The organism is Thioclava marina, from assembly GCF_002020135.1.
GTDB classification, from domain to species: Bacteria; Pseudomonadota; Alphaproteobacteria; order Rhodobacterales; family Rhodobacteraceae; genus Thioclava; species Thioclava marina.
In genome coordinates, this window is the sequence record NZ_MPZS01000001.1 from 670,139 (window position 1) to 695,037 (window position 24,899).

22 protein-coding genes are annotated in these 24,899 nt (G+C 65.4%); 11 read left to right on the top strand and 11 right to left on the bottom strand.

All coding sequences use genetic code 11. The features are described 5' to 3' along the window. The first annotated feature begins 68 nt into the window (after nucleotides 1-68). Together BMG00_RS03160 and BMG00_RS03165 are read left to right on the top strand one after the other, a co-directional pair. Nucleotides 69-1,214, top strand: a complete 1,146-nt coding sequence (locus tag BMG00_RS03160) for an efflux RND transporter periplasmic adaptor subunit (protein ID WP_078573358.1) — start codon at nucleotides 69-71, stop codon at nucleotides 1,212-1,214. Next, a complete protein-coding gene (locus tag BMG00_RS03165) occupies nucleotides 1,211-4,765 on the top strand; it encodes an efflux RND transporter permease subunit (RefSeq protein WP_078573359.1) in 3,555 nt (1,184 codons plus the stop codon). Before BMG00_RS03160 ends, BMG00_RS03165 begins: the two co-directional genes overlap by 4 nt. A gap of 171 nt (nucleotides 4,766-4,936) precedes the next feature. On the opposite strand, the gene BMG00_RS03170 is transcribed toward BMG00_RS03165, so the two are convergent. Beyond that, on the bottom strand, nucleotides 4,937-6,787 hold the full coding sequence (locus BMG00_RS03170; RefSeq protein ID WP_078573360.1) for an ABCB family ABC transporter ATP-binding protein/permease: 1,851 nt from the start codon (nucleotides 6,785-6,787) through the stop codon (nucleotides 4,937-4,939). A gap of 138 nt (nucleotides 6,788-6,925) precedes the next feature. Next, on the bottom strand, nucleotides 6,926-8,218 hold the full coding sequence (locus tag BMG00_RS03175; RefSeq protein WP_078573361.1) for a LysM peptidoglycan-binding domain-containing protein: 1,293 nt from the start codon (nucleotides 8,216-8,218) through the stop codon (nucleotides 6,926-6,928). 147 nt (nucleotides 8,219-8,365) lie between these two features. Here BMG00_RS03175 and BMG00_RS03180 point away from each other — a divergent pair, with 147 nt between their 5' ends. Continuing rightward, nucleotides 8,366-8,920: an LOG family protein gene (locus BMG00_RS03180; protein ID WP_078573362.1), complete on the top strand. Its 555-nt coding sequence runs from the start codon at nucleotides 8,366-8,368 to the stop codon at nucleotides 8,918-8,920. Here BMG00_RS03180 and rarD read toward each other — a convergent pair. The 5 genes from rarD to BMG00_RS03205 form a co-directional block, all read right to left on the bottom strand. Next, on the bottom strand, nucleotides 8,917-9,825 hold the full coding sequence (gene rarD, locus BMG00_RS03185; RefSeq protein WP_078528625.1) for an EamA family transporter RarD: 909 nt from the start codon (nucleotides 9,823-9,825) through the stop codon (nucleotides 8,917-8,919). The genes BMG00_RS03180 and rarD overlap by 4 nt on opposite strands. A gap of 309 nt (nucleotides 9,826-10,134) precedes the next feature. Continuing rightward, nucleotides 10,135-10,590 carry a host attachment family protein gene (locus tag BMG00_RS03190; protein ID WP_078573363.1) on the bottom strand — a complete coding sequence of 152 codons (456 nt, stop codon included), beginning with the start codon at nucleotides 10,588-10,590 and terminating at the stop codon, nucleotides 10,135-10,137. A 425-nt stretch (nucleotides 10,591-11,015) separates the two neighbouring features. Beyond that, nucleotides 11,016-11,615: a superoxide dismutase gene (locus BMG00_RS03195; protein ID WP_078573364.1), complete on the bottom strand. Its 600-nt coding sequence runs from the start codon at nucleotides 11,613-11,615 to the stop codon at nucleotides 11,016-11,018. A gap of 90 nt (nucleotides 11,616-11,705) precedes the next feature. Beyond that, nucleotides 11,706-12,587 (bottom strand): DMT family transporter, encoded by an 882-nt coding sequence (locus BMG00_RS03200; protein WP_245794940.1) that lies wholly within the window; start codon nucleotides 12,585-12,587, stop codon nucleotides 11,706-11,708. Nucleotides 12,588-12,775: 188 nt separating this feature from the next. Beyond that, entirely contained in the window at nucleotides 12,776-13,795 is a 1,020-nt protein-coding gene (locus BMG00_RS03205; RefSeq protein WP_078528634.1) for a ribose-phosphate pyrophosphokinase, read from the bottom strand. A gap of 120 nt (nucleotides 13,796-13,915) precedes the next feature. Here BMG00_RS03205 and BMG00_RS03210 point away from each other — a divergent pair, with 120 nt between their 5' ends. The 5 genes from BMG00_RS03210 to purF all read left to right on the top strand — a co-directional run bounded on the left by BMG00_RS03210 (nucleotide 13,916) and on the right by purF (nucleotide 18,921). Further along, a complete protein-coding gene (locus BMG00_RS03210) occupies nucleotides 13,916-14,515 on the top strand; it encodes a 2-hydroxychromene-2-carboxylate isomerase (protein WP_078573365.1) in 600 nt (199 codons plus the stop codon). Then, nucleotides 14,516-15,331 carry an alpha/beta fold hydrolase gene (locus BMG00_RS03215; protein ID WP_078528641.1) on the top strand — a complete coding sequence of 272 codons (816 nt, stop codon included), beginning with the start codon at nucleotides 14,516-14,518 and terminating at the stop codon, nucleotides 15,329-15,331. A gap of 4 nt (nucleotides 15,332-15,335) precedes the next feature. Next, nucleotides 15,336-16,700, top strand: a complete 1,365-nt coding sequence (radA, locus tag BMG00_RS03220; RefSeq protein ID WP_078528644.1) for a DNA repair protein RadA — start codon at nucleotides 15,336-15,338, stop codon at nucleotides 16,698-16,700. A 22-nt stretch (nucleotides 16,701-16,722) separates the two neighbouring features. After that, the gene (locus BMG00_RS03225; RefSeq protein WP_078528647.1) at nucleotides 16,723-17,337 is read left to right on the top strand and encodes a CvpA family protein; all 615 of its coding nucleotides are present in this window, start codon (nucleotides 16,723-16,725) and stop codon (nucleotides 17,335-17,337) included. Nucleotides 17,338-17,442: 105 nt separating this feature from the next. Continuing rightward, entirely contained in the window at nucleotides 17,443-18,921 is a 1,479-nt protein-coding gene (gene purF / locus BMG00_RS03230) for an amidophosphoribosyltransferase (protein ID WP_078573366.1), read from the top strand. Between the two features lie 236 nt (nucleotides 18,922-19,157). Here the strand turns inward: purF and BMG00_RS17570 are convergent, their stop codons facing one another. From BMG00_RS17570 to BMG00_RS03250, 4 genes are read right to left on the bottom strand one after another with little or no spacing between them, the layout of a single operon-like run. Beyond that, nucleotides 19,158-19,523 carry a hypothetical protein gene (locus BMG00_RS17570; protein WP_078573367.1) on the bottom strand — a complete coding sequence of 122 codons (366 nt, stop codon included), beginning with the start codon at nucleotides 19,521-19,523 and terminating at the stop codon, nucleotides 19,158-19,160. Beyond that, complete coding sequence (locus tag BMG00_RS03240) at nucleotides 19,520-19,912, bottom strand: MliC family protein (RefSeq protein ID WP_078573368.1); 393 nt, start codon at nucleotides 19,910-19,912, stop codon at nucleotides 19,520-19,522. The genes BMG00_RS17570 and BMG00_RS03240 overlap by 4 nt, the downstream gene beginning before the upstream one ends. Beyond that, nucleotides 19,909-20,286 (bottom strand): cell division protein ZapA, encoded by a 378-nt coding sequence (locus BMG00_RS03245; protein ID WP_078573369.1) that lies wholly within the window; start codon nucleotides 20,284-20,286, stop codon nucleotides 19,909-19,911. The genes BMG00_RS03240 and BMG00_RS03245 overlap by 4 nt, the downstream gene beginning before the upstream one ends. Beyond that, nucleotides 20,279-20,845: a hypothetical protein gene (locus BMG00_RS03250; RefSeq protein ID WP_078573370.1), complete on the bottom strand. Its 567-nt coding sequence runs from the start codon at nucleotides 20,843-20,845 to the stop codon at nucleotides 20,279-20,281. Before BMG00_RS03250 ends, BMG00_RS03245 begins: the two co-directional genes overlap by 8 nt. Nucleotides 20,846-21,042: 197 nt before the next feature. On the opposite strand from BMG00_RS03250, the gene tkt reads away from it, so the two are divergent. The 3 genes from tkt to BMG00_RS03265 are packed head-to-tail and all read left to right on the top strand — an operon-like array spanning nucleotide 21,043 to nucleotide 24,887. Beyond that, entirely contained in the window at nucleotides 21,043-23,061 is a 2,019-nt protein-coding gene (tkt, locus tag BMG00_RS03255; RefSeq protein ID WP_078573371.1) for a transketolase, read from the top strand. 41 nt (nucleotides 23,062-23,102) lie between these two features. Continuing rightward, on the top strand, nucleotides 23,103-23,990 hold the full coding sequence (locus BMG00_RS03260) for a DMT family transporter (protein WP_158521672.1): 888 nt from the start codon (nucleotides 23,103-23,105) through the stop codon (nucleotides 23,988-23,990). A gap of 12 nt (nucleotides 23,991-24,002) precedes the next feature. Then, the gene (locus tag BMG00_RS03265) at nucleotides 24,003-24,887 is read left to right on the top strand and encodes a lysophospholipid acyltransferase family protein (protein ID WP_078528678.1); all 885 of its coding nucleotides are present in this window, start codon (nucleotides 24,003-24,005) and stop codon (nucleotides 24,885-24,887) included. Nucleotides 24,888-24,899 lie beyond the last annotated feature (12 nt).

A 24,899-nucleotide genomic window follows, 5' to 3' on the forward strand; every position in this document is an offset into this window, starting at 1 on the left:
AATGTGAACTCGATGGTTCACCCGTGCGTAGTCGGGGAAACCGAAGCCAAGGCACAGGAGCCCACCCGATGCGCCCGATCCCGATCCTCAACGCGATCCTTGTCCTAGTGGCGCTCTACCTTCTGGTCTTCGAGCGTGATCGGGTCATGGGCTTCCTGGGCGATGCGGCGAGTCCCGCTCAGGAAGACCAAGCCGCGCAGGTCGAGGCGGAGCCTTCGGTCCCGGTTCAGGCTATCGCGTCGAAAGCGCAGCCCGTCGATCAGGGCGTTCTGACGCGTGGCCAGACGGAGGCTGCGCGCCGCGTCGAAGTGCGTGCCGAGACGACGGGGAAGGTGATTTCCGAACCGCTCGACAAGGGCGCTCAGGTTGAACAGGGACAGCTGCTCTGCAAGCTCGATCCCGGCACCCGGCCCGCAGCTCTGGCCGAGGCGCAGGCGCGGCTCGACGAGGCAAGGCTGAACGCCACGGCGGCGCAGAAGCTGCAGGCGGGCGGGTATCGCTCGGACACGGCCGCCGCCTCGGCGCAATCGGCGCTGGAGGCCGCGATGGCCGCCGTCGAGGCCGCGCAGACCGAACTCGCGCGGCTCGACATCACCGCACCCTTCGCGGGCCGGATCGAGGAAGACACGGCAGAGCTGGGCGCGCTTCTCTCCGCCGGCGGGCTATGCGCGACGGTGATCCAGCTCGATCCGATCAAGCTGGTGGGCTTCGTGCCCGAAACCGAGATCGACCGCGTCCACGAGGGTGCGCGGGTCGGCGCACGTCTGGCCACGGGCCGCGAGGTTCTGGGCCGCGTCACCTTCGTGTCGCAATCGGCCGATGCCGCGACCCGCACCTTCCGCGTCGAGGCCGAGGTGGCCAATCCCGACGCCGCGATCCGCGAGGGCCAGACCGTCGAGATGATCGTGGCCGCCGATGGCACCAAAGCGCATTTCCTGCCGGCTTCCGCGATGACGCTCAATGATGACGGCAAGCTCGGCGTGCGTCTTGCGGTCGATGGCAAGGCCCATTTCGCCCCCGTCACCTTCCTGCGCGACACGCCCGCAGGGGTCTGGCTTGCTGGTCTTCCCGAAGAGGCCACCGTGATCGTCGTCGGTCAGGATTACGTCACCGAGGGCTCGCCCGTCGCCGTCACGCTGGTCGATCATGCACCCGGCGATGTCGCGACCGACACCCCCGCCCCCGGCACGCCCGCGCCGGAGGCCGCGCAATGACCGGTATCGTCGATTGGGCCGCGGCCCGCGCGCGGATGGTGATCGCCTTCGTGGTGATCTCCATCGCCGCGGGTCTGACCGCCTATATCGGCCTGCCCAAGGAGGGTGAGCCCGATATCGAGATCCCGATGCTCTTCATCTCGGTTCCCTTCCCCGGCATCTCGGCCGTCGATTCCGAGAAGCTTCTGGTCAAGCCGATGGAGACCGAACTGGCCGGTCTCGACGGTCTCGACAAGATGACCGGCATCGCGAAGGAGAATTACGCGGGCGTGATGCTCGAGTTCGATTTCGGCTGGGACAAGACGAAGATCATCGCCGATGTGCGCGACGCGATGAACACCGCCGAGGGGAAATTCCCCGACGGGTTCGAGAAATACTCAATCAACGAGATCAACTTCTCGGAATTTCCGATCGTTGTCGTGACACTCTCGGGCAACGCGCCCGAACGCACCTTGCAACAACTCGCCCGCGAGCTTCAGGACGAGGTCGAGGGGCTGGAGCCGGTGCTGGAAGCGCAGATCGCGGGCCAGCGCGACGAGATGCTCGAAGTGGTGATCGATCCGCTAAAGCTCGAGGCCTATAACGTCACGGCGCCCGAGCTGATCAACGTGGTGCAGGCCAACAACCAGCTGATCGCGGCGGGCGAGGTCGAAACGGAGGGCGGCGCGTTTTCCGTGAAGATCCCCGCGACCTTCGAGTCCGCGCAGGATGTCTACGCCCTGCCCGTGAAGAAGAACGGCGAGAGCGTCGTGACCTTGGGCGATCTGGCTGATATCCGCCTGACCTTCGAGGACCGCACCGGCACCGCGCGCTTCAACGGAGAGCCGACCGTTGCGCTGCAGATCGTCAAGCGCAAGGGCTACAACATCATCGACACGGTGGACCTGCTGCGCAAGACCGTGGCCGAGGCCGAGAGCCGCTGGCCCGAACCCCTGCAACGCGCCGTCGATGTGGGGATCTCGCTCGACCAGTCGAAGACGGTGGGCGCGATGGTCAGCCAACTCGAAGGCTCGGTGCTGACCGCGATCGCACTGGTGATGATCGTGGTGCTGGCGACGCTCGGCACGCGTTCGGCGCTGCTGGTCGGCTTCGCGATCCCGACCTCGTTCCTTCTGACCTTCCTGCTTCTCGGCATGATGGGCGTGCCGATCTCGAATATCGTGATGTTCGGGCTGATCCTCGCGGTGGGCATGCTGGTCGATGGCGCGATTGTCGTCGTGGAATATGCCGACAAGCGGATTTCGGAAGGCTCGGGGCCGATGGCCGCCTACACGGAAGCCGCCAAGCGCATGTTCTGGCCGGTCGTGTCGTCCACAGCGACCACGCTCTGCGCCTTCCTGCCGATGCTGTTCTGGCCCGGAGTTCCGGGCGAGTTCATGGGGATGCTGCCGGTCACGATCATCTTCGTGCTTTCGGCCTCGCTGGTCGTGGCGCTGGTCTATCTGCCCGTCGTGGGCGGCGTCGCGGGTCGGATGAGCCGCCGCCTCGATATGGGAGCGCGCGTCATCAAGGGCTGGCCCTATGCGCTGCGCCTCGCACTGGCGGTCGCCTCGGCGGCGCTCGTCTTCCTTGGCGCGATCCTGACGCTCAACCCCGATTTCTTCTCGGGCACGCATAGCGCCTCGGGCGATCTCGCGCGCTCACTGCCGGGCGTGGCGCTGTTCGTGCTCGCGACGATGGCGAGCTCGATCACCTTCACCGCCGCCAAACCGCAGCGCGCGCCGAAACCCATCGAAGCTGGCTATCGCCGCCGTCCCTTCGGCCATTTCATTTCGCTGATTGCAGGCAATCCGGTCATGCCGCTGATCACGGTGGCGGTGATCGTGGGCGCGGTGATCTTCACCTTCGGATATTACGGGCGCAACAATAACGGCACCCAGTTCTTCACCGATAGCGAGGTCGAGCAGGCCATCGTCTATATCCGCGCTCGCGGAAACCTTTCCCTTTCGGAAAAGGACGCGCTGCTGCGCGAGGCCGAGAGGATGGCCCTTGGCGAGCCGGGCGTGGGCGCGGTCTTCTCCTTCGCGGGCGAAGGCGGGCTGAACCAGAACAATGGCGGGGCGAGCGCGCCGCGCGACACGATCGGCCAGATCCAGGTCGAGATGATCCCTTGGGCCGAGCGCAAGGATGACGCGGACCTCCAAGGCGAGGTGGTGATGGAGAAGATCATGGCGAAGATCGCCACGATCCCCGGCATCAAATCCGAATATCTCGCGCAGGATCGCGGGCCGTCTTCGGGCAAGCCGATCCAGCTGCGCCTGAAGGGCAACGATTTCGCCAGGCTCGACGAGGCCGTGCGCTATGTCGAGGCCCACATGGCCGACATGACAGGCGTGACCGCGATCGAGGACACCCGCCCGCTGCCCGGCATCGACTGGGTCATCGACGTGGACGTCACCCGCGCGGGCCGCTTCGGTGCGGATGTGGCGACGGTGGGCGGCATGGTGCAGCTGGTCACGCGCGGCATCCTGCTCGACACGATGCGCGTGCCTTCATCCGACGAGGAAATCGAGATCCGCGTGCGCCTGCCCGAACAGGATCGCGTCCTCTCCACCCTCGACACGCTGAAGCTGCGCACCACCGAAGGGCTCGTGCCGCTGGCGAATTTCATCACGCGCACGCCTGCGCCGAAGCTCGGCCAGATCGACCGGATCGACCAGACCCGGTATTACGACATCAAGGCGGATGTGCTGGACGGGCTGACAAACGAAGCTGGCGAACCAATCAACGGCAACGAGCGCATCGCGGCACTTGGCGAGTGGCTCGAAACCGAGGCCGTGCTTCCGCAGGGCGTCACCTATGAATGGTCCGGCGATCTGGTCGAGCAGACCGAGAGCCAGGACTTCCTGATGAAGGCCTTCGCGGGTGCGCTCGCGCTGATGTTCGTGATCCTGCTCGCGCAGTTCAACAGCTTTTACAACTCGGTCCTGGTGCTGCTTGCGGTGATCCTGTCGACCGCAGGGGTGCTGATCGGGATGCTGGTGATGGGGCAGCAATTCTCGATCATCATGACCGGCGTGGGGATCGTGGCGCTGGCCGGGATCGTGGTGAACAACAACATCATCCTGATTGACACCTATCAGGAATTCTCCCGCTACATGCCGCAGCTCGAAGCGATCATCCGCACCGCCGAAGCGCGGCTGCGGCCCGTCCTGCTGACCACGATCACCACGATGGCGGGGCTGACGCCGATGATGTTCGGCCTCTCGCTCGACTTCCTGAATGGCGGCTATTCGATCGACAGCCCGACCGCGCTGTGGTGGAAGCAGCTCGCGACGGCGGTGGTCTTCGGGCTTGGCACGGCGACGGTGCTGACGCTGGTGCTGACGCCCGCGCTGTTGTCGATCCGGGTCTGGTTCAACACCGGCGCCTATCGCGGCACGAAGGCGCTTTCTGCGTTGATGCAGGGCACCGACAGCCGCGCCGCGCGCGACCTCGCGCTGGAGCGCGCGATGCGCAAGATGCGCGGCCGCGAAATCATCTGGGACGATGGTGAAGCCGAGGGCGGCGTGAAGCCGCATCTGGTGCCGAATGCCGACGCGGCGGAGTGAGGCAGACACCAAAGCCCGGGCGCCCAGCCTGGGCCGCGCCGTTTCTTCCCCCGGAAGGCCGCATTGGCGGTGTCTCGCGGGTTCAAACGCCGTTCGGTGCTTTCCAGATAAACCGCCAAACCACAAGCGGGACAAAGCCCTCACCCAAGGCCCGGGCGCGCCCCTGATCGCTCACGCCGCGCCCTGCTCCGCCGCATCTTCCTCTTCGGCCGACTGGCGCGCCCACATCGCGGCGTAACGCCCGCGTTGCGCCAGCAGCTCCTCGTGGCGCCCGCGCTCCACGATCTCGCCCTTCTCCAGGACGATGATCTGATCGGCATCGGCAATCGTCGAGAGCCGGTGCGCGATGGTGATCACCGTGCGCCCCTCGCCCATCGCCTTGAGGCTGGTCTGGATATCGCGCTCGGTCTGCGTGTCGAGCGCCGAGGTCGCCTCGTCCAGCAGAAGGATCGGCGGGTTCTTCAGGATCGTGCGCGCGATCCCCACCCGCTGCTTCTCGCCGCCCGAGAGCTTCAGCCCCCGCTCGCCCACGGCCGTGTCATAGCCCTCAGGCAGGCTCATCACGAAGTCATGGATCTTCGCCGCCTTCGCGGCGGCGACGATCTCGGCCTCGCTCGCGTCAGCGCGCCCATAGGCGATGTTGTAACGGATCGTATCGTTGAAGAGCACGGTATCTTGCGGCACCACGCCAATCGACTGGTGCAGACTCTCCTGCGTGATGTCGCGCAGATCCTGCCCGTCGATCGTGATGCCGCCGCCCGTCACGTCATAGAAACGGAACAACAGCCGCCCGATCGTCGACTTGCCCGAGCCCGACGGCCCGACCAGAGCCACCGTCTGACCGGCGGGCACGTCGAAGGAAATCCCCTTCAGGATCGGCCGCGCCGGGTCGTAATGGAACTCGACCTGATCGAAACGGATCTCGCCGCCTTTCACTTTCAGAACATCCGCGCCGGATTTATCCTGGATTTCTGCCGGTTGCTGCAACAAATCGAACATTTCGCCCATGTCGACCAGCGCCTGCCGGATCTCGCGATAGACCGTGCCGAGAAAGCCCAGCGGCATGGTGATCTGGATCATGTAGGCCTGCACCATGACGAAATCGCCGACCGTCAGCGTGCCCGCCTGCACCTCCATCGCCGCCATCACCATGACCGCCACCAGCCCGATCGAGATGATCAGCGTCTGTCCAGCATTGAGCGCCGCCAGCGACTGGCCGGTTTTCACCGCCATCGCTTCGTAACCTTTCATCGACTCGTCGTAGCGCTCGGCCTCGCGCTTGGCGGCGCCGAAATATTTCACCGTTTCGAAGTTCAGAAGACTGTCGATCGCCTTCTGGTTGGCCGCCGTATCGGCCTTGTTCATCTCGCGCCGGATCGACACCCGCCATTCGGTGACCTTGAATGTGAACTTGATATAGGCGGCGATGGTCACGATCACGACCGCCGCGTAGCGCCAGTCGAAGACCACCGCGAAGATGATCGCCACCAGCGTCAGCTCGAGGATCAGCGGCCCGACCGAGAACAGCATGAAGCGCAGCAGGAACTCGACGCCTTTCACCCCACGCTCGATGATCCGGCTGAGGCCGCCGGTCTTGCGCGTGATGTGATAGCGCAGGGACAGCTGGTGCATATGGGTGAAGGTCTGCAGCGCGAGATGGCGCAGCGCGCGCTGCGCGACCTTCACGAAGATCGCATCGCGCAGCTCGCCGAAGGCCACCGTCATCAGCCGAGCCATGCCATAGGCCACGGTGATCCCCACCGCGCCCAGGCCCAGCGCCCATGCCGGGTTCGCGCCTGCATCGCCCGAAAGCGTATTGACCGCCGCGCGATAGACGAAGGGCGTCGAGACCGAGATGATCTTGGCGATCACCAGCATCACCATCGCGAGGATGACGCGCCGCTTCACCCAAGGCGCTTCATGCGACCACAGATAGGGCAGTACCGCGCGGATCGTGCGCCAGCCGCGGGCGCGCTCATCGGCATTCATCTTGCCCGCGGTCGTGATCTGTGACGGAGGCATCGCGCCCCTCCCCTTCTTCTTGACGAAAATATCTCGGGGGCTTCCGGAGGAAGCGGGGCAGCGCCCCTCCACGTCGGAAACCTGCGCGCAACCTAGCGGCTGGCGGGGCGAAGTCCAGCCTCGCGAGAGCCCTGTGCGTTACTGCGCAGCCGCTCCCGAGGCGCTGTCGGGGGACGGAATGGTGAAGACCTGCCCCGGATAGATCAGGTCGGGGTTGCGGATCTGGTCGCGATTGGCGTCGAAGACCCGCACATAGAGGAAGCCATCGCCATAGACCTCGCGCGCGATCGCCCAGAGCGTGTTGCCCTCGACGATCTGCACCACCTTCACCGTGCCGCCCTGATCCGAGACCGGCTGCGTCTCGGCCCCGGCGGGGCTGGCGGCGCTTGCGACGACGATCTGGTCTGGCTGGTCGAACTCGGTTTCAGCCCGCGCGATCACCTTGCCCGTGCCGTCGCGCGCATCGATACGCAGCTTGTGCTTGCCGATCCCGAGCCCCGGCAGATCGAGCGCCCAGCGCCCATCCGAGGCCGGTTTCGCCTCGGCGACCAGCGTGTCGTCGAGATAGGCGGCCAGATCCGTACCCTCGGGCGCGCCGCGCCCTTCGCTGCGCGCGCTCTTCCCTGCACCGAAGGAGATCGTGTCGATCACCAGCGACGTGCTGGCAGGCGCAAGCACACGCGCGCCGTCCGCATCGGCCACGATCGCGGCGGCGGGCGGGGCGGCGGGTTGCGCGGCGGATCCGATCGCGGTCGCCTCGGTCGCGGACACCTCGGCCGCGCCCTCGGCCACAGCGACCGGTTCGGGCTGACCACGCAGCACCAGCGTTTCGGCGCTCTCGCGGCTCTGACCATCCGCCCCGGTCACCTTGAGCGACAGCGCGCGCGGATCGGCCACCGGAGGCAGATCGAAGAGCGCCACGAAATTGCCCGCGCCATCGGCCTGCACCTGCGAGACCGATTGCCCGTCGACGAGGATATCGACCTTTGCACCGGGATCGGTGCGCCCGGCCAGCGTGACCGATCCGTCAGGGGCCGCCCGCAGCGCGTCGAACTGGACCTGAGCGAAATCGCCCGGGGCGGCCTGCGCATCGGGCGCCGGTGCGGTGAGCGTCTCGTTTTCCGCAGCTTCCGGCGCAGCATTCGCGGCAGCCTCTGGCGCGGCCTCGGCGCTCTGACCGGCCACGGGCGCCTCGTCTTCTGCGCTCGGGGCCGGCGCGGAAGCAACCGCCGCCTCATTCGCCTCGGCTGGCGTCTCGGCCGACGGAGCTTCGGCTGTCTTCTCAACGGGTTGCGGTGCAGGCGTCTCGCCCGGACGCGACAGCGCCCAGATCACCAGCCCCAGCACCACCAGCACGACCGCCACGGCCCCGCCTTTGAGCATACCGCCCGCTCCGGCGCTCTCGGCGCCCTGCTTGTCGTGTTCGGTCATCCCCGCCCCTTTTCGATCCCTTTCGATCCCTGCCCGATTCCGTGCGATATGTCCCTCTCGCACGGCTTTGTTCCCGGGTCACTTGAGCAAGCTTAGCAACCCCGCTATCACCGCTCAAGAACCGCCTTTTCCTCTGGAGCCGACGCCATGACCCATCCCCGTTCCGTCTGTGTCTATTGCGGCTCGCGCGCGGGCGCGAAACCTTCCTATGCCACAGCGGCCAAGGCGACGGGGGCGATGCTCGCGGCGCGGGGCTGGCAACTGGTCTACGGTGCGGGCGATGTCGGGCTGATGGGAGAGGTCGCACGCGCCGCCCAGGATGCGGGCGGGCGCACCTTCGGCGTGATCCCCGAGCATCTGTTCCCTCGTGAGGTCGGCAAACGCGATCTGACCACCTTCGTCGTCACCGAAACGATGCACGAGCGCAAGAAGGTGATGTTCATGAATGCCGATGCCGTGGTGGTGCTGCCCGGCGGCGCGGGCTCGCTCGACGAGCTGTTCGAGGTGCTGACCTGGCGCCAGATCGGCTTGCATGAAAAGCCGATCTTCCTGCTCAATACCGATGGCTACTGGAACCCGCTCGCCGCGCTGATCGACCAGATCGTGGGAGAGGGGTTCGCCGATGCATCGCTGCGCGACATGCTGGTGATGCTCGACGATGTCGACGCGCTCGAGACCGCGCTCGTTTCCGCCTTCGCCTAGGCCGCCTTCACCGAACGCTTCGGGCGCAGATTGACGCTCGAATAGGCTGCAAGCGCGGTCCAGATCAGCCCCAGCGCGATCGCATGCCAGATCGTGACCGGCTCCCCAAAGGCCAGGGTCGCGACCGAGAATTGCAGCGTCGGGTTGAGATATTGCACCAGCCCCACCGTCGCCATCTTCACCCTTTGCGCGGCATAGGCGAAAAGCAGGAGCGGCGTGCCGGTAAGCGGCCCCGAGAAAACCAGAAGCGCCGAGGTCTTCCAGTCGCTGCCGAAATGGCCCGCATCGACCGCCCCGCCCCACCAGCCGTAATGGAACCCGGCCAGCACCACGATCGCGACGGGCGACAAGAGCAGCACCTCGGCGCAGACCGAAACCATCGGCCCCGCGCGCAACCCCTTCTTGATCAGCCCGTAGGTGCCGAAGGTGAAGGCGAGGATCAGCGAGACCCAGGGGGCCACGCCAAGTCCAACCGTCAGCACCACGACCGCCAGGGCCGCAAGACCGACCGCAGCCCATTGCAGCGCGCTCAGCGCTTCGCGGTAGATGACGAAACCCAGAAGAACCGCGACGAGCGGGAAGATGTAATAGCCAAGGCTCGCCTGCACCGCATGGCCCGATTGCACCGACCAGATGAAGGTGAACCAGTTGGCCGAAATCATCAGCGCGGCGGTGGCGATCACCAGCGTGCCGCGCCCGCGACGCTCGGATAGCGCACGCCAGATCTCGGCGAGCCGCCCCTTGAAGGCGAGGATCACTGCGAAAAAGGCAAAAGACCACAGGGTACGATGGGCCAGAACCTCGATCGGCGGGACCATGTCGAGCATCTTGTAATAGAGCCCCGACAGGCCCCAGATGATGCAGGCCGCCACCATCGCCCAGAAGCCCTTGACCGCCTCGTTCATTCCGCACCCTTTCCACTCACCGCGCGAAATTGACCGATCGGACAGGGAAAGGGAAGAGGCGCACGCGCGCGAAGCTGTGCGCCCAGTCGCGCCTCGGGTCTGCAATCTCTCACAGATACGCGTCGCCCGAAGCCGTCACGCCGCTGCGCGGTGCATGTGCCGAATAATTTGGCGGAAGATTTGGCCGACACCGCTCCGGAGACGATCGAGCCAAAGCGCGAGCGATCCCGATTTGGAGACGCTCACGCATGGCCCAAACAGGCTGCCGGACATCTAAATATCTAAGTCCGACAGCCCCTTGGTCAGCGCTCAGGCCGCCTCGAGCTCTTCCTTCACCAACCGTTCGATCTCGTCGATCGGATGTTTGGTGAGGGTCTTGTCGATCTCGGCCACCAGAACGTCGGCAACGCTCTTGTGCAGCGATTGCCTCACCTCGCCGAGGATGCGCGGCGCAGCGGCAAGGACGAGACGGTCGATCCTGCCCTGCTGAACCATCTGCAAGAGCGTGTCGGCCAGATCATCGGCAAAACGCATCTTCGCGAGTTGATGCCAATCGGTTTCTTCCAGCGCCGAGCGCTGCCCCACCCCGGTATCGGCCATGCGCCCGGGCCTGTCAGTGCCCTGCTCCCGGTCGGCGGGATTCTCCTGCGCCTCGACGCGGCGCACGACAAGCTCGGGATGAACGGTATCGGCGACATTTTCGAGAAACAGCGCCTTCTCGCCATCGGCGATCACGACCCAGGTGCCTTTGGTCAGTTGTCTCATACCATCTCCTCCTTTTCATCCGTTTGCCGATGCCAGCTGCCACGCAGGCAAAGCCAGAAACAGCCCAAGACGCGGCGGCTGCCACGCCTGCTTCTCATGTCCCGATCGGGGCGGTATCTCAGGTCACCGGGCGGCCCGCTCCGCTCTCGCGGTCTTCGCGGGCCCCACGCCCGGACCCTCCCCGGTCGCGCGCATGAAAACTGTCTGAGCGGAGTCGCTCTATATGTTAATTGTCCGCCCGGGAGCGGTGGATTGTCAAGAAACGCGATGACGCAGGGCAATCGACGATGGGCATCCTTTCGCTCCGATATCCGGCAGCTTTTTACACGGGCGCGCGTGGCGCGCGCCATTCGGTTCAAAACCGGGAGCGAAAAACGAAAAGGGCGCCCCGACAGGACGCCCTTCGCAAATCAATCGTGCCGCGATCACATGCGCGAGGCAACGTTTTCCCAGTTCACCAGCTTGTCGAGGAAGTTCGACAGGTAGGCCGGGCGCTTGTTGCGGTAGTCGATGTAGTAGGAGTGCTCCCACACGTCGCAGCCCAGCAGCGCGGTCTGGCCGAAGCAGAGCGGGTTCACGCCATTCTCGGTCTTGGTCACCTTGAGCGAGCCATCGGTGTCCTTCACCAGCCACGCCCAGCCCGAGCCGAACTGGCCTGCACCGGCGGCCGCGAACTCTTCCTTGAACTTGTCGACCGAGCCGAAGCTCTCGACGAGGGCCTTTTCCAGCTCGCCCGGCATCTTCTTCTCGCCCGGACCCATCATTTCCCAGAACTGGGCGTGGTTCCAATGCTGCGAAGCGTTGTTGAAGATACCGTTCTGCGCGACCGCACCGGCCTGGTAGGTGCCCTTGACGATCTCTTCGACCGACTTGCCTTCCCACTCGGTGCCGGCGATCAGCTTGTTGCCGTTGTCGACATAGGCCTTGTGGTGAAGGTCGTGGTGATATTCGAGGGTTTCCTTCGACATACCCAGATCGGCAAGCGCGTCGTGGGCATAGGGAAGATCGGGAAGTTCAAAAGCCATGATGTCCTCTCTTGGTTCGAAGGTTCGGGTTTCAAACCCTAAAGAAGCGCTGGCGGTTCCGAGGTCAAGCCCGTTTTCCGAGTGAAGGGCTCAGGCTTTGCGCCTCAGCGAGAGCGCAATCCCTCCGATCACAAGGGCCGCCGAGAGCCAGAACCGTGCCGACGGGATCTCGGCGAGCAAAACCGCGCCACCCAGCGCGGCGAGCAGCGGCACGGAAAGTTGAGCGATCGCGGCGAGGCTCGCGGGGATTTGCGGCAGCACGCGATACCACAGCGCATAGCCGAGCCCCGAGGTCACGGCCCCCGAGAGGATCGCGGGCCACCAGCCCCAGCTTGCCCCCTGCCCCCAATCGCCCACACCGAGCATCCAGATCAGCGCAAGGGGAGCTGCCAGAGCAAAATTGAGCGCGGTGGCCGTCAGCGGGATGCCCACACGCCTCCCGTTGAGTGAATAGAGCCCCCAGCCGACACCGCCCAGCGCCATGAGCCCGAAGCCGCGCGGATCGATATCCGCGCCCCCGGACGCGGGCAGCAGCAGGACCGCAAGCCCCGCAAATGCCAGCCCCGCCCCGATCCAGCGCCAGAGCGAGATCGGCTCGCGCATCCACAAAGCGCCTGCGAACATCGTGATTTGCACCATGCCGAACAATGTCAGCGCGCCAACGCCCGCATCGATGAGCCCGCTCGCGATGGAAAAGCCGAAGATATAGAGCGAGAGCGTCGCGACCCCGGTTCCGAGAATCGCGGGTGGCATGCGCAGCCCCGCGGTCCCCTTCGCCCGGATCGCCAGCGCCAGCAGCACCAGCGCACCGGAGCTCAGCCGCACGAAGCCTGTCTCCGCAGGCCCCCAGCCTGCATCATGCACCGCCATCCGGTTCAGAACCGAATTGGAGGCGAAAGCGATCATCACGAGGGCGGTCAGGGCAAAGAGGCGCATGGCGCCGAGAATGGCGCGAATTGGCGCAATGTCCATCCGACTTTCAGGTCGGGCGCCGGGGAACGAACGCTGTTTTCGGCTTTGAGCCGGATGATTTAATTCAAAAACGCGAAGGTCTCATGAACCTGCGAGCCTTCGCCAATGCGCCCTGCCGAGAAATCGGCATGCGCGGCCCGGGCGAGCCGCCCGGGCAATTTTTCTCACTGAATTGCCGATCGCGCCGATCAGTCGCGCGAATACAGACCCTCGTAGATCGGGGTCAGCGTCTCGGTCTCGAAGAGCGACGAGACCGAGGTGCCCGACCAGGTGTTCAGGATCGCCTGGGCGAACATCGGCGCGGTCGGCACGATGCGGATATTCGGGCAGGCCTTCACGGCCTCGGTCGGCTCGATCGAGTCGGTGATGACCAGCGATTTCAGCGCCGAATTGGTCACGCGCTCGACGGCCGGACCAGAGAGAACGCCATGGGAGATATAGGCGTGAACCTCGGTCGCGCCGTGTTCCATCAGCAGGTCAGCGGCCTTGCACAGCGTGCCGGCGGTGTCGACCATGTCATCGACGATGATGCATTTCTGGCCCTTCACGTCGCCGATCACGGTCATGCCTGCGACCTCGCCCGCTTTTTCGCGGCGCTTGTCGACGATCGAGAGCGGCGCCTCGATCCGCTTGGCCAGCTCGCGGGCGCGTGCCACGCCGCCCACGTCGGGCGAAACGACCATGATATCGTCGGTCTGACCCTTGAAGTTGTGCAGGATGTCGAGCGCGAAGACCGGGGAGGCATAGAGGTTGTCCACCGGGATATCGAAGAAGCCCTGGATCTGCGCCGCGTGCAGGTCGAGCGTCAGGATGCGGTCCACGCCCGCCTCAGTGAGCAGGTTCGCCACCAGCTTGGCCGAAATCGGCGTGCGCGCCTTGGTGCGGCGGTCCTGACGGGCGTACCCGAAATAGGGGATCACGGCGGTGATGCGATCGGCCGAGGAGCGTTTGAGCGCATCGGTGATGATCAGTAGCTCCATCAGGTTGTCATTGGCCGGGTTCGAAGTCGGCTGGATGATGAACATGTCCTCGCCGCGCACGTTCTCGTAGACCTCGACGAAGATCTCCTGATCGTTGAACCGCTCCACCCGGGCATCCACCAGACCGACCGACATACCGCGATGCATCGACATGCGCCGCGCGATGGACTGGGCAAGCGTGCGGTTCGCATTGCCGGAGATGAGCTTGGGTTCGGTGACGACGGACATGGGGCAGCATTCCTTCGAAAGTGTCTTGCCGGGGGATGACCGGCGGGATTCGCTTGATTGCGCCTGCCTTAGCACCGGGGTAGCGTGGCGGCAATTTGCACCGTCAAGAAAGTGTTATGAATGGCACGGATCGACTACTTTTTCGGCGTCTTCAGCCCCTGGACCTATCTCGCCGGGCTGCGCCTGGAGGAGATTGCCGCCCGGCATGGCGCCGAAATCACCTATAAACCGCTCGACCTTCTGGGGCTTTTCGACCGCACCGGGGGCGTGCGTCCCGCCCAGCGTCACCAAAGCCGGATGGAATACCGGATGCAGGAGCTCAAGCGCTGGTCGGCCAAGCTCGGCATGAAGATGAACTTCACCCCGCCCGGCTATCCGCCGAACCCCGCCCCGGCCTCTTACGCGATCATCGCAGCGCAAAAGGCAGGCGGCGGCGATATCGGCGGGCTGGTTCACGCGATCGCGCGCGCCTGCTGGGCCGAGGACAAGGACATCGCCTCCGACGAGGTGATCCGCGCGGCGCTCGAGGCCAACGGTTTTGACGGCAATCTGGTCACCACCGGGCTTTTCGACGGGGCCATCGCCTATGAGCGCAACCTCGAGGAGGCGGTGGAGCGTGGCGCCTTCGGCTCGCCTTTCTATATCGTGGCCGAAACCGACGAGCGCTTCTGGGGCCAGGACCGGTTGCACTTTCTCGACGACCATCTGGGGACGCTCTGAATGCCGCGTGATCTGAGACAAGGGGCCGAAGTTTTCTGGCAAAGCTTCGGTCACGGTGAACGGCCGGCCATCGCGATCCATTGCACGCTGGGCTCCTCCAATCTCTGGGCCGGGGCACTCGGGCCGCTCGCGGGCGAGATCAGCGCCGTCGCCTTCGACCAGCCCGGTCACGGGCAATCCGCGCCCTGGCGGGGGGACGCCGCCGAGCCGGGCGCGTTCCAGACGCAGGTGACGCGGATCGCGGCGAGCTTCATCGAACGCCCCGTCGACCTGATCGGTCACAGCTTCGGCGCCTCGGTCGCGCTGCGCATCGCGGTCGGCGCGCCCGAAGCGGTTCGCTCGCTGACGCTGATCGAGCCCGTGCTCTTTGCGGCCCTGCCGGAAACCGATCCCGACTGGCAGGACCTGCGCGCAAAACAGGACCACTTCCAGCAGCTGATGGAAGCGGGAGATTACGAACCCGCGGCGCGCGGCTTCATGCGCGACTGGGGGACCGGCCAGCCCTGGGACAGCTATTCCGAGGCCCATCGCGAGCGCTTCATCGCCTCGATGCCGATGGTCGAGAACATCTCGCGCGCGAATTTCGAGGATCCCGCCCGGATCGCGCGCCCCGACGGGATCGAGCAGATCGACGCGCCGGCGATGATCATTCACGGCGACCGCTCGCCGCCGACCATGCCGAAAGTGGCCGAAGCGATCGCCGCGCGGCTGCCGGATGTGGGCGTCGCCTGCGTCGAGGGCGCGGGTCATATGCTGCCCGCGACCCATCCCGAGCACTGCGCGCGCCTGATCGCCGCCAATCTGGAACGTAGCTGACCCGATGGCCAAGGCATCCGCACTCTTTCGCTGCGCCGAATGCGGCGCGAGCCATGCCAAGTGGTCGGGGCGTTGCGACGCCTGCGGCGCGTGGAACTCGATCCACGAGGAAGCGCCGCTTTCGGCCACGCCCGGCTCGGGGCTGAAAGGCGCGAAGGGCAAGGTGATCCCGCTCACCGCGCTCGACACGAAGGAAACGCCACCTGCACGCGCGCAATCGGGCATGGTCGAGCTCGACCGGGTTCTGGGTGGCGGGCTCGTCCCGGCCTCGGCAATCCTTGTGGGCGGCGATCCGGGGATCGGGAAATCGACGCTGCTCTTGCAAGCTACTGCAGCTTTCGCCCGCAAGGGGCTGAAGGCGCTCTATATCTCGGGCGAGGAAGCGGCGAGCCAGGTGCGGATGCGGGCGCAACGCCTTGGCCTCGCGGATGCGCCGGTGGGATTGGGCGCGGAAACGAGCCTGCGCGATATCCTGACCACGCTCGAGGCCGAGCGCCCCGACCTCGTGATCATCGATTCGATCCAGACCATGTGGTCGGACAGCGTCGACAGCGCCCCCGGATCGGTCAGCCAGCTGCGCGCGGCCGCTCACGAATTGGTGAGCTTCGCCAAGCGGCGCGGCACGGCGGTGATCCTCGTCGGGCACGTCACCAAGGAAGGCCAGATCGCGGGTCCGCGCGTGATCGAACACATGGTCGACACCGTGCTTTACTTCGAGGGCGAACGCGGCCACCAGTTCCGCATCCTGCGTGCGGTGAAGAACCGCTTCGGCCCGGCATCCGAGATCGGCGTCTTCGAGATGACGGGATCGGGGCTGGCCGAGGTCGCCAATCCCTCGGCGCTGTTTCTCTCCGAGCGCGGCCAACCGGCCCCGGGATCGGCAGTTTTCGCAGGGATCGAAGGCACCCGACCCGTGCTGACCGAAATTCAGGCGCTGGTCGCCCCGTCTTCTCTCGCCTCCCCCCGGCGCACGGTGGTGGGGCTCGACTCGGGGCGCATTTCCACCATCCTCGCGGTGCTGGAATCGCGTTGCGGCATTCCCTTCGCGGGGCTCGACGTGTTTCTCAATGTCGCGGGCGGCATGAAGGTGGTGGAACCCGCTGCCGACCTTGCCGCCGCCGCCGCCCTCCTGAGCGCACGCGAAGACGCGGCCCTTCCGGCGGACATGGTCATTTTCGGCGAAATCAGCCTCTCGGGGGCATTGCGCCCCGTGGGTCAGGCCGAAAACAGGTTGAAAGAAGCGGCAAAACTTGGTTTTTCACAGGCGATCGCGCCTTCGGGAACGAAAGCCGAGGGTTCAAGCGGGATGGCATTGCGCAAGCTGGGCGATCTCGTGACCTTTACTGGTGAGATGTTCGGCGCCGGATAGGGCCGACAACACAGGAGCGCAAATGGACGGGTTCACCATCGTCGATGCCATCGTGGCGGTCGTCATCATTCTCTCGGCGATCCTCGCCTATTCGCGGGGCTTCGTGCGCGAGGGTCTGGCCATCGTCGGCTGGATCGCCGCCGCCGTGGTCGCCTACATGTTCGCCAACGAAGCGCGCCCGCTCGTGCAGCAGATCCCCGGCCTCGACAAGTTCATCGGCCAAAGCTGCGAACTGGGCATGATCGGCGGTTTCGCTGTGGTCTTCGCCATCGCGCTCGTCGTGTTCTCGATCCTGACGCCGCTTTTCGCCTCTGCCGTGCAGCGCTCGGCGCTCGGTGGGCTCGATCAGGGTCTTGGTTTCCTGTTCGGCGTTCTGCGCGGGGTCGTCCTCGTTGCGGTGGCCTTCGTGGTTTATGACCGCGTGATGAACAATGACCGGGTCGCGGTGGTGGACGACTCGCGCTCGGCCAAGGTGTTCTCGCGCATGTCGGGCCAGCTCGACGAATCGATGCCCGCCGACGCGCCGGGCTGGATCGTGAGCCGCTATGAGCAGCTCGTTTCGGCCTGCCCCGCCCCCGCAGGTGCTGCGGATGCGCCCGCGCGCACCGACGAATTGCCCCCCGCCGCGGGCAATTGATGACAAATGGATGACGGATTTGCGGGCGCGAGGGGTTAACACCTCTCGCGTTTCGCATTAAATGGGCGCGAGTGCCCGCCCCCCGCACATCTCGGAGCCGCCGCCATGTCTTGCCCCGCCGCCCAGAAAACCCATTACGCCCATCCGTTCGATGACGACAAACTCAAGGAAGAGTGCGGCGTCTTCGGCGTCGTCGGCGTCACCGATGCCGCGAATTTCGTCGCCCTCGGCCTGCATGCGCTTCAGCATCGCGGCCAGGAAGCCGGCGGGATCGTCGCCCATGATGCCAAGAAAGGGTTCAACTCGGCCCATCGCTTCGGCTATGTGCGCGACAACTTCACCAAGTCGAGCCTGATGGAGACGCTGCCCGGCGATATCGCCATCGGCCATGTGCGCTACTCCACCGCCGGCTCCAAGGGCGCGGTGATCCGCGACATCCAGCCCTTCTTCGGCGAATTCTCGATGGGCGGCGCGGCTGTCGCCCATAACGGCAACCTGACCAATGCCGATGCGCTGCGCCGCGAACTGATCGAACGGGGCGCGATCTTCCAATCGTCCTCGGACAGCGAATGCATCATCCACCTGATGGCGCGTTCGATCCAGCGCAAGCATGCCGACCGGATCGCCGATGCGCTGCGCCGCGTCGAGGGTGCCTTTTCGATCGTCGCGATGACCCGCACCAAACTGATCGGCGTGCGTGACCCGCTCGGCGTGCGCCCGCTGGTGATGGGCCGGATCGGCGACAACGGCTATGTGCTGAGCTCGGAGACCTGCGCGCTCGACATCATCGGCGCGGAATTCGTGCGCGAGATCGATCCCGGCGAGATGGTCGTCATTCAGGACGGCCATATCGAAAGCTCGCGCCCCTTCGGCCCCTCCACCGGCCGGTTCTGCATCTTCGAGCATGTCTATTTCTCGCGCCCCGACAGCATCATCGGCGGCCGCTCGGTCTATGAGACCCGCCGCGCAATCGGCGTGGAACTGGCCCGCGAAGCCCCTGTCGACGCCGATCTCGTCTGCCCCGTGCCCGATAGCGGCACCCCCGCAGCGATTGGCTATAGCCAGGAAAGCGGCATCCCCTTCGCGCTCGGCATCACGCGCAACCAGTATATGGGCCGCACCTTCATCGAGCCGACCGAGCAGATCCGCAACATGGGCGTGCGCCTCAAGCTCAACGTCAACAAGTCGCTGATCCGTGGCAAGCGGGTGATCCTGGTGGACGACTCGGTCGTGCGCGGCACGACCTCGCGCAAGATCAAGGACATGATCCTGGACGCGGGCGCCAAGGAGGTGCATTTCCGCATCGCCTCCCCGCCCACCGCCTGGCCGTGCTTCTACGGTGTGGACACGCCCAACCGCGACAAGCTGCTGGCCGCACGCATGACCGAAGAGGAAATGCGCGAGTGGATCTCGGTCGACAGCCTCAAGTTCATCTCGCTGGGCGGTCTCTATCGCGCCGTGGGCGAGGCCGAGGGGCGCAACGATGCCTGCCCGCAATATTGCGATGCCTGCTTCTCGGGCGAATACCCGATCACGCCTTCGGACCAGATCGAGAAGGGTTTCGAGATGAAGGCTGCCGAGTAAGGCTTGACCTCCACGAGATTGCGGGGAAGATCTCCGCCCCTCCCTTCCGCTCGGGCGACCAGCCCGGGCAGCGCCCGACCCTCCCCCCGGGAGGGCGCTTTTGCGACGTTTCACACCCGCAGCAGGTCATTCGGATTTGGAAAGATAAAATGCAGACCTTGGAGCGGACGACCGCCCACCCAAGGGTCGGGCGCAGCCCTTGGCGCAACGGTTCAAGCCCGCCCGACACCGCCGCTTCAGCGATAGGTCTCACCCTCGTCACCGATCACCTCGGCCCCGAGTTCGCCTGCCAGAACCCGCAGTAAACGGCGCATCGCGCTGTCTGGATCGTCGAAATCGCGCGGCGCCCGTAGCACAATCGTGCCACTGAACCAACGCAAGGCGTGCTGCCAACGCCCGTCCCGCAGGCGTATTTCCGCAAGTCCTGGCCCGGCGCGCAGGCCGATCACCTCCCCGGTCTTCGGATTGGTCACGCTCTGGTGCTCATCCGTGGACAGGCGAACCCCGTCAACCTTGCCGACCGCGTACTCCCATTCGTCGAAGCCAATCGGCGGGCCAGCCGGGCGCTCAATGTAGATCGTATAGCCCCCACCCCTGCTCACTCCTCCTGGCAGCCGCTCAGAAGGGTCTGGCTCTCGCCATCCTCGGGGATCCACTCGAGCATCGCGCCCGAACCTTTCGTCCACCAGACATAACCCGCTTCGCCCTCGCCATCCTCGGCATATTTCGCGCCGTCAGCAGAGGCAACATGGCTCATCACCACCATCCGCCCTTCCAGCATCAGGACGACGCGCTGCGGCGTGCTGTCGTTGATATAAGCGGCGGGCACGCGCGCGCCGCGTTCGCACAGATAGGTGCGGGTGATGACCGGGTTGATCTCGCTCGTGGCGCTGGTCAACGGGGCGAGCCTTTCCGGCGCGGCGCTGTCCTGCGCGGTCGCAGGCATGGTGAAAGCCGCGAGAAGGATCGCCGCGACGCTCAGGTATGTCACGCTTCGTCCTCGACCCGGTCCGCCAGCGCCTCGGCGCGCGCCGCGATCTCGGCGAGCGTATCGGTGACTTCGGCGGGCACGACCGGCACTTCGATTTGCGGCGGATTGGCCTGCAATTCGTCGATCTTCGCCTGCAACTCGCCCAGACGGTTCTTCGCCTCGCGCAGCTGATCCTCGATCCCGGCGGCCTTGTCGGCCAGCATCAGCCCCGACATCAGCAGCATACGCGGTTCGGGGATCCGGCCGATCTGGCCCAGAAGCACCCGCGCCTCGGCATCGAGCATGGCAGCGGCCGAGCGCAGGAAATGCTCCTCTCCCTCCTGACAGGCCACGTCGAAATCGCGCCCGCCGATGGTGATCTTCAGCTCAGGCATCCTCGGCCTCCCCGGTAGCACCCTCGATGATCGGGTCGAGCCCCGCGATGATCTGCTCCAGCTCGGAGCTTTCGCTCTCGCGCGCAGCTCGCAGGGCCTGCAACTCTGCCATCAAAGCCTCATCCGAGAAGGCCACGCCCTCATCCATCAGTTTGCGATTGGCTGCGATCAGCGCCGCATTCGCCTGCTTGAGCGCCGCGACCTCCTTGAAAGCCGCCTCCTGTGCACGCACGGCCGCACCATATTTGCGCTCCATCGCGTTCAGCGTCGTGTCCTGCTTCTCGCGGATCGCGCGCACGCGCTCGGAGAGCTGGGCATTGGCCTCTTTCTCGGCTTCGAGCGAGGCTTTCAGCTCGGCGATCTCGGCCGGGTCGGCGGCAGTGGCGGACGCAATCTCGGAAACGGGCTCGGGCACATGCTCGAAAACCGGCTCGGGCATCGCCTCGGGGGCCGGTTCGGGCTCAGCGGTCACCGCCCTTTGCTTGATCGCCTCGACCCCACGCCCGATCCGCTCGAGCGCGAAAGCGATGCGGCGTTCGTATTCGGCAATATCGCTCATACGCGCCTCCTCGTCCTCACATGTCCCGCTTCCCGCGCCGAATCGCGTTCCGGCGGCGGGTTTGCGCCAGTTTAACCCTGATCGCAAAGCCAAGCCCACCCTTTTACCCCAAGCACTTGCGGGCCATGCTTGATCTTGAGCCGTTCCCTGCTATCAGGGTCACAAACCCTGACTGCTGCCCCCCGAAAGGACGTTTCATGGAAATCGAAGAGCTGCGCGCCGCCCATCCCGAGCACTGGAAACTGGCTTCCGCGATCCGGGCGCTGGCGATGGATGCGGTTCAGGCCGCCAATTCCGGCCACCCCGGCATGCCGATGGGCATGGCCGATGTCGCGACCGTTCTGTTCCAGAACCACCTGAAATTCGACGCGAAAGCCCCGAAATGGGCCGATCGCGACCGCTTCGTACTCTCGGCCGGTCACGGCTCGATGCTGCTTTACGCGCTGCTCTACCTGTGCGGCGACGAGCAGGTGACGCTCGATCAGATCAAGAACTTCCGCCAGATGGGCGCGAAGACCGCCGGCCACCCGGAGAACTTCCTGCTCGACGCGGTGGAGACCACCACCGGCCCGCTCGGCCAAGGCATCTCGACCGCCGTGGGCATGGCGATCGCCGAAGAGGCGCTGCGCGCTCAATGGGGCAAGAAGATCGTCGATCACCGCACTTGGGTGATCGCGGGCGACGGTTGCCTGATGGAAGGTATCTCGCAGGAGGCCATCGGCCTTGCCGGCATGCAGGAACTCTCGAACCTGATCGTGCTGTGGGACAATAACGACATCACCATCGACGGTCGCGTGTCGATCTCGGACAAGACCGATCAGCACAAGCGCTTCGAGGCTTCGGGCTGGACGGTCTTCGCCTGTGACGGGCATGATCCGGTCTCCATCGACGAAGCGCTGACCAAGGCGAAGAACGCCAAGGGTCCGGTTCTGGTGGACTGCAAGACGATCATCGGTTTCGGCTCGCCCAACAAGGCGGACAGCTATTCGGCGCACGGCTCGCCGCTCGGTGACGAGGAAATCGCGCGCACGAAGGCGATCTATGGTTGGGACTACGGCCCGTTCGAGATCCCCGCGGATGTGAAATCGACCTGGGAAGCGATCGGCTCGCGCGGCGCCTCCGAGCGCGGCGAATGGGAAGAGCGTTTCGCCAAGCTCTCGGCGGGCAAACAGGCCGAGTTCACCCGCATCATGGAAGGTGGCGTTTCGAAGAAACTCACCAACGCGATCCGCAAATTCAAGAAGGAACAGGCCGAATCCGCACCGAAGGTCGCGACCCGCAAGGCCTCCGAAATGGTGCTGGGCGTGGTCAATGGCGCCTGCCCCGAGACGCTGGGCGGCTCGGCCGACCTCACCGGCTCGAACCTGACGAAATCGGCGGGGATGGAAGTCTTCAACCCGGCGAACCGCAAGGGCCGCTACATCCATTTCGGCATCCGTGAGCACGGTATGGCTGCGGCGATGAACGGGATGATCCTGCATGGCGGCGTGCGCGCCTATGGCGGCACCTTCTTCTGCTTCACCGATTACGCGCGCGGCGCGATGCGTCTGTCGGCGCTGATGAAGGTTCCGGCCGTCTATGTGATGACCCATGACTCGATCGGTCTGGGCGAGGACGGCCCGACCCACCAGCCGGTCGAGCATCTCGCAATCTGCCGCGCAACGCCCAACACGCTGACCTTCCGCCCCGCCGACGTGATCGAGACCGCCGAGGCCTGGGAAATCGCGATGGAGCAGCAAGGCACGCCCTCGGTGCTCGCGCTCAGCCGCCAGAACCTGCCGACGCTGCGCACCGAGTACAAGCCGCAGAACCTCACCGCGCGCGGCGCCTACGTTCTGGCCGAGGCCGATGGCAAGCGTCAGGCGATCCTGATGGCGACCGGTTCGGAGGTCGAGATCGCGCTCAAGGCCCGCGAGATCCTGCAATCGCAGGCGATCGGCACCCGCGTCGTCTCGATGCCCTGCATGGAGCTGTTCGCCCAGCAGGACGAGGGCTATCGCAAGCGCGTTCTGCCGCCGAACTCGGTCCGCGTGGCCGTCGAGGCTGCCGTGCGCCAGCCCTGGGATCGCTGGCTTCTGGGCGAGCGTGGCCGTGAAGCCAAGGCGGGCTTCGTGGGCATGGACCGCTTCGGCGCCTCGGCCCCCGCAGGTGAGCTCTACGAGAAGTTCGGCATCACCGCCGAGGCCGTGGCCGAGAAGGTCAAGAGCCTCCTCTGATGGCGTTGCCCGGCATCAAGGCAACAGCGAGGGGGCCCGCCGTGGCCCCCTCTGCACATCCCGCCGCCGATCATCCGGGGCTGGGGGTGGCTTTCATGCTGAGCGCTTTCTCGATGCTGACGCTGATGGACGCCTTCGCGAAGCTTCTGGGCGAAGGCTACCATCCGCTGCTGATCGTCTGGGCGCGCTTTGCCGTGAATGCGGTCGTGCTGGCGGCGATCTATCGTGGCAGCTTGCCCGTGCGGATGCGCAGCCCGCAACCCGGCCTGCAACTGGGCCGGGCACTGTTCCAGATGGGAGCGATCGCAGCCTTCTTCTTCTCGCTGCGCCATGTGCCGCTGGCCACCGCCACCGCGCTTGGCGACCTCAACCCGGTCATCGTGACCCTCGGGGCGGCCCTCTTTCTGGGCGAGCGGCTGGGAGTGCACCGGATCTTCGGCATCGTGGCCGCGTTCGTGGGCGCGATGATCATCTTGCGCCCGGGCTTTGGCGGGCTGCATCCGGCGGCGCTTCTGGCGCTTCTCGCAGCCTTCAGCTTCGCGGGCGCGGTGCTGCTGACCCGCCACCTGCGCGGCGATGGAGCGGCCACCTCGCAGCTCTGGTCCTCGCTGACGGGCTTCGCGCTCTCCTCACTCGCCCTGCCCTTCGTCTGGCAGCCCATCGCGCTTGGCGATCTCTGGATCTTTCTGGCGCTCGGCCTTGCCGGGAGCCTGTCGCAATTCCTGCTGATCCGCGCCTTTTCGCTGGCCGAGGCCTCTACGCTGGCGCCTTTCGGCTATTCGGGGCTTCTTTTCGCCTCCTTCTGGGGCTGGCTGATGTTCGACCAGCTGCCCGACGGCTTCACCATTGCCGGGGCGCTTGTGATCGTAGGGGCAGGCCTCTATGTCTGGTCGCGCGAGCGCCGTGCCGCACGTCTGAGCCAGTCCTGACCGTTCCGAGTGATGAAGAACCGCAGCGCAACCCTGTCCGACCGTGTCTCGAACGCCCTCTTCGTGGCGGTGATGCGGATCGTCCAGCGTATGCCCTACGAGAAGCGCATCCCCGCGGCGGGCAAGCTCGTCGCGCGTCTGGCGCCCTTTCTCGGCTTCACCCGAAAGATCCGCGACAACCTCGCAATCGCCTGCCCGCATCTGAGTTTCGAGGAAGTCCGCCAGCTGCAACGTGCGGTTCCCGACAGTCTGGGCCGGATGCTGGCCGAGATCTATTCGGGCGAGGAATTCGTGGCCCGCGTGCGCGATCTGCCGATCGAGGGGCCGGGCGCCGAGGCTCTGGAACGCGCGCATGTCGAACACCGCCCCGTCGTGCTCGCCGCGGGCCATTTCGGCAATTACGACGCCTGGCGCGCGGCACTGGTCGGGCATGGCTACCGGGTCGGCGCCATCTACCGCCCGATGAACAACCCGATCTTCAACGAGCAATATGTCTCGACCATCTCGGCCATCGCGCAACCGCTCTTCGCACGCTCGCGCCGCGGTTTGGGCGACATGATGAAATTCCTGCGCGATGGCGGGATGGTGGCCTTCGGTTTCGATCAGCATTTCAACAAGGGGGCCGAACTGAGCTTTTTCGGCCTGCCCGCCTTCACCCCGCTATCCGCCGCCGAAATGGCGCTGAAGATGAAGGCCGATCTGGTGCCGATCTACGCAATCCGCCAGCCCGACGGGCTGAGCTTCAGGATCTATGCGGACAAACCCGTACCCCATAGCGACGCCGAGACGATGACACAGGAGCTCAATGACGGGCTCGAGGAGATGATCCTCAAGCATATGGAGCAGTGGCTCTGGATTCACCGACGCTGGAAAGTGAAGAAATCCGCCATGAAATAGAATGCGCGAGGC

Excerpts from the sequence above, each read along its gene's own strand:
- BMG00_RS03175 (WP_078573361.1), bottom strand. The coding sequence starts at position 8,218 with ATGACCGAACACGACAAGCAGGGCGCCGAGAGCGCCGGAGCGGGCGGT.
- BMG00_RS03215 (WP_078528641.1), top strand. The coding sequence starts at position 14,516 with ATGCCGCGTGATCTGAGACAAGGGGCCGAAGTTTTCTGGCAAAGCTTC.
- BMG00_RS03170 (WP_078573360.1), bottom strand. The coding sequence starts at position 6,787 with ATGCCTCCGTCACAGATCACGACCGCGGGCAAGATGAATGCCGATGAG.
- BMG00_RS03210 (WP_078573365.1), top strand. The coding sequence starts at position 13,916 with ATGGCACGGATCGACTACTTTTTCGGCGTCTTCAGCCCCTGGACCTAT.
- BMG00_RS03165 (WP_078573359.1), top strand. The coding sequence starts at position 1,211 with ATGACCGGTATCGTCGATTGGGCCGCGGCCCGCGCGCGGATGGTGATC.
- rarD (WP_078528625.1), bottom strand. The coding sequence starts at position 9,825 with ATGAACGAGGCGGTCAAGGGCTTCTGGGCGATGGTGGCGGCCTGCATC.
- tkt (WP_078573371.1), top strand. The coding sequence starts at position 21,043 with ATGGAAATCGAAGAGCTGCGCGCCGCCCATCCCGAGCACTGGAAACTG.
- BMG00_RS03180 (WP_078573362.1), top strand. The coding sequence starts at position 8,366 with ATGACCCATCCCCGTTCCGTCTGTGTCTATTGCGGCTCGCGCGCGGGC.
- BMG00_RS03250 (WP_078573370.1), bottom strand. The coding sequence starts at position 20,845 with ATGAGCGATATTGCCGAATACGAACGCCGCATCGCTTTCGCGCTCGAG.
- BMG00_RS03205 (WP_078528634.1), bottom strand. The coding sequence starts at position 13,795 with ATGTCCGTCGTCACCGAACCCAAGCTCATCTCCGGCAATGCGAACCGC.
- BMG00_RS03200 (WP_245794940.1), bottom strand. The coding sequence starts at position 12,587 with ATGGACATTGCGCCAATTCGCGCCATTCTCGGCGCCATGCGCCTCTTT.
- purF (WP_078573366.1), top strand. The coding sequence starts at position 17,443 with ATGTCTTGCCCCGCCGCCCAGAAAACCCATTACGCCCATCCGTTCGAT.
- BMG00_RS03190 (WP_078573363.1), bottom strand. The coding sequence starts at position 10,590 with ATGAGACAACTGACCAAAGGCACCTGGGTCGTGATCGCCGATGGCGAG.
- BMG00_RS03265 (WP_078528678.1), top strand. The coding sequence starts at position 24,003 with ATGAAGAACCGCAGCGCAACCCTGTCCGACCGTGTCTCGAACGCCCTC.
- radA (WP_078528644.1), top strand. The coding sequence starts at position 15,336 with ATGGCCAAGGCATCCGCACTCTTTCGCTGCGCCGAATGCGGCGCGAGC.
- BMG00_RS03225 (WP_078528647.1), top strand. The coding sequence starts at position 16,723 with ATGGACGGGTTCACCATCGTCGATGCCATCGTGGCGGTCGTCATCATT.
- BMG00_RS03195 (WP_078573364.1), bottom strand. The coding sequence starts at position 11,615 with ATGGCTTTTGAACTTCCCGATCTTCCCTATGCCCACGACGCGCTTGCC.
- BMG00_RS03245 (WP_078573369.1), bottom strand. The coding sequence starts at position 20,286 with ATGCCTGAGCTGAAGATCACCATCGGCGGGCGCGATTTCGACGTGGCC.
- BMG00_RS03160 (WP_078573358.1), top strand. The coding sequence starts at position 69 with ATGCGCCCGATCCCGATCCTCAACGCGATCCTTGTCCTAGTGGCGCTC.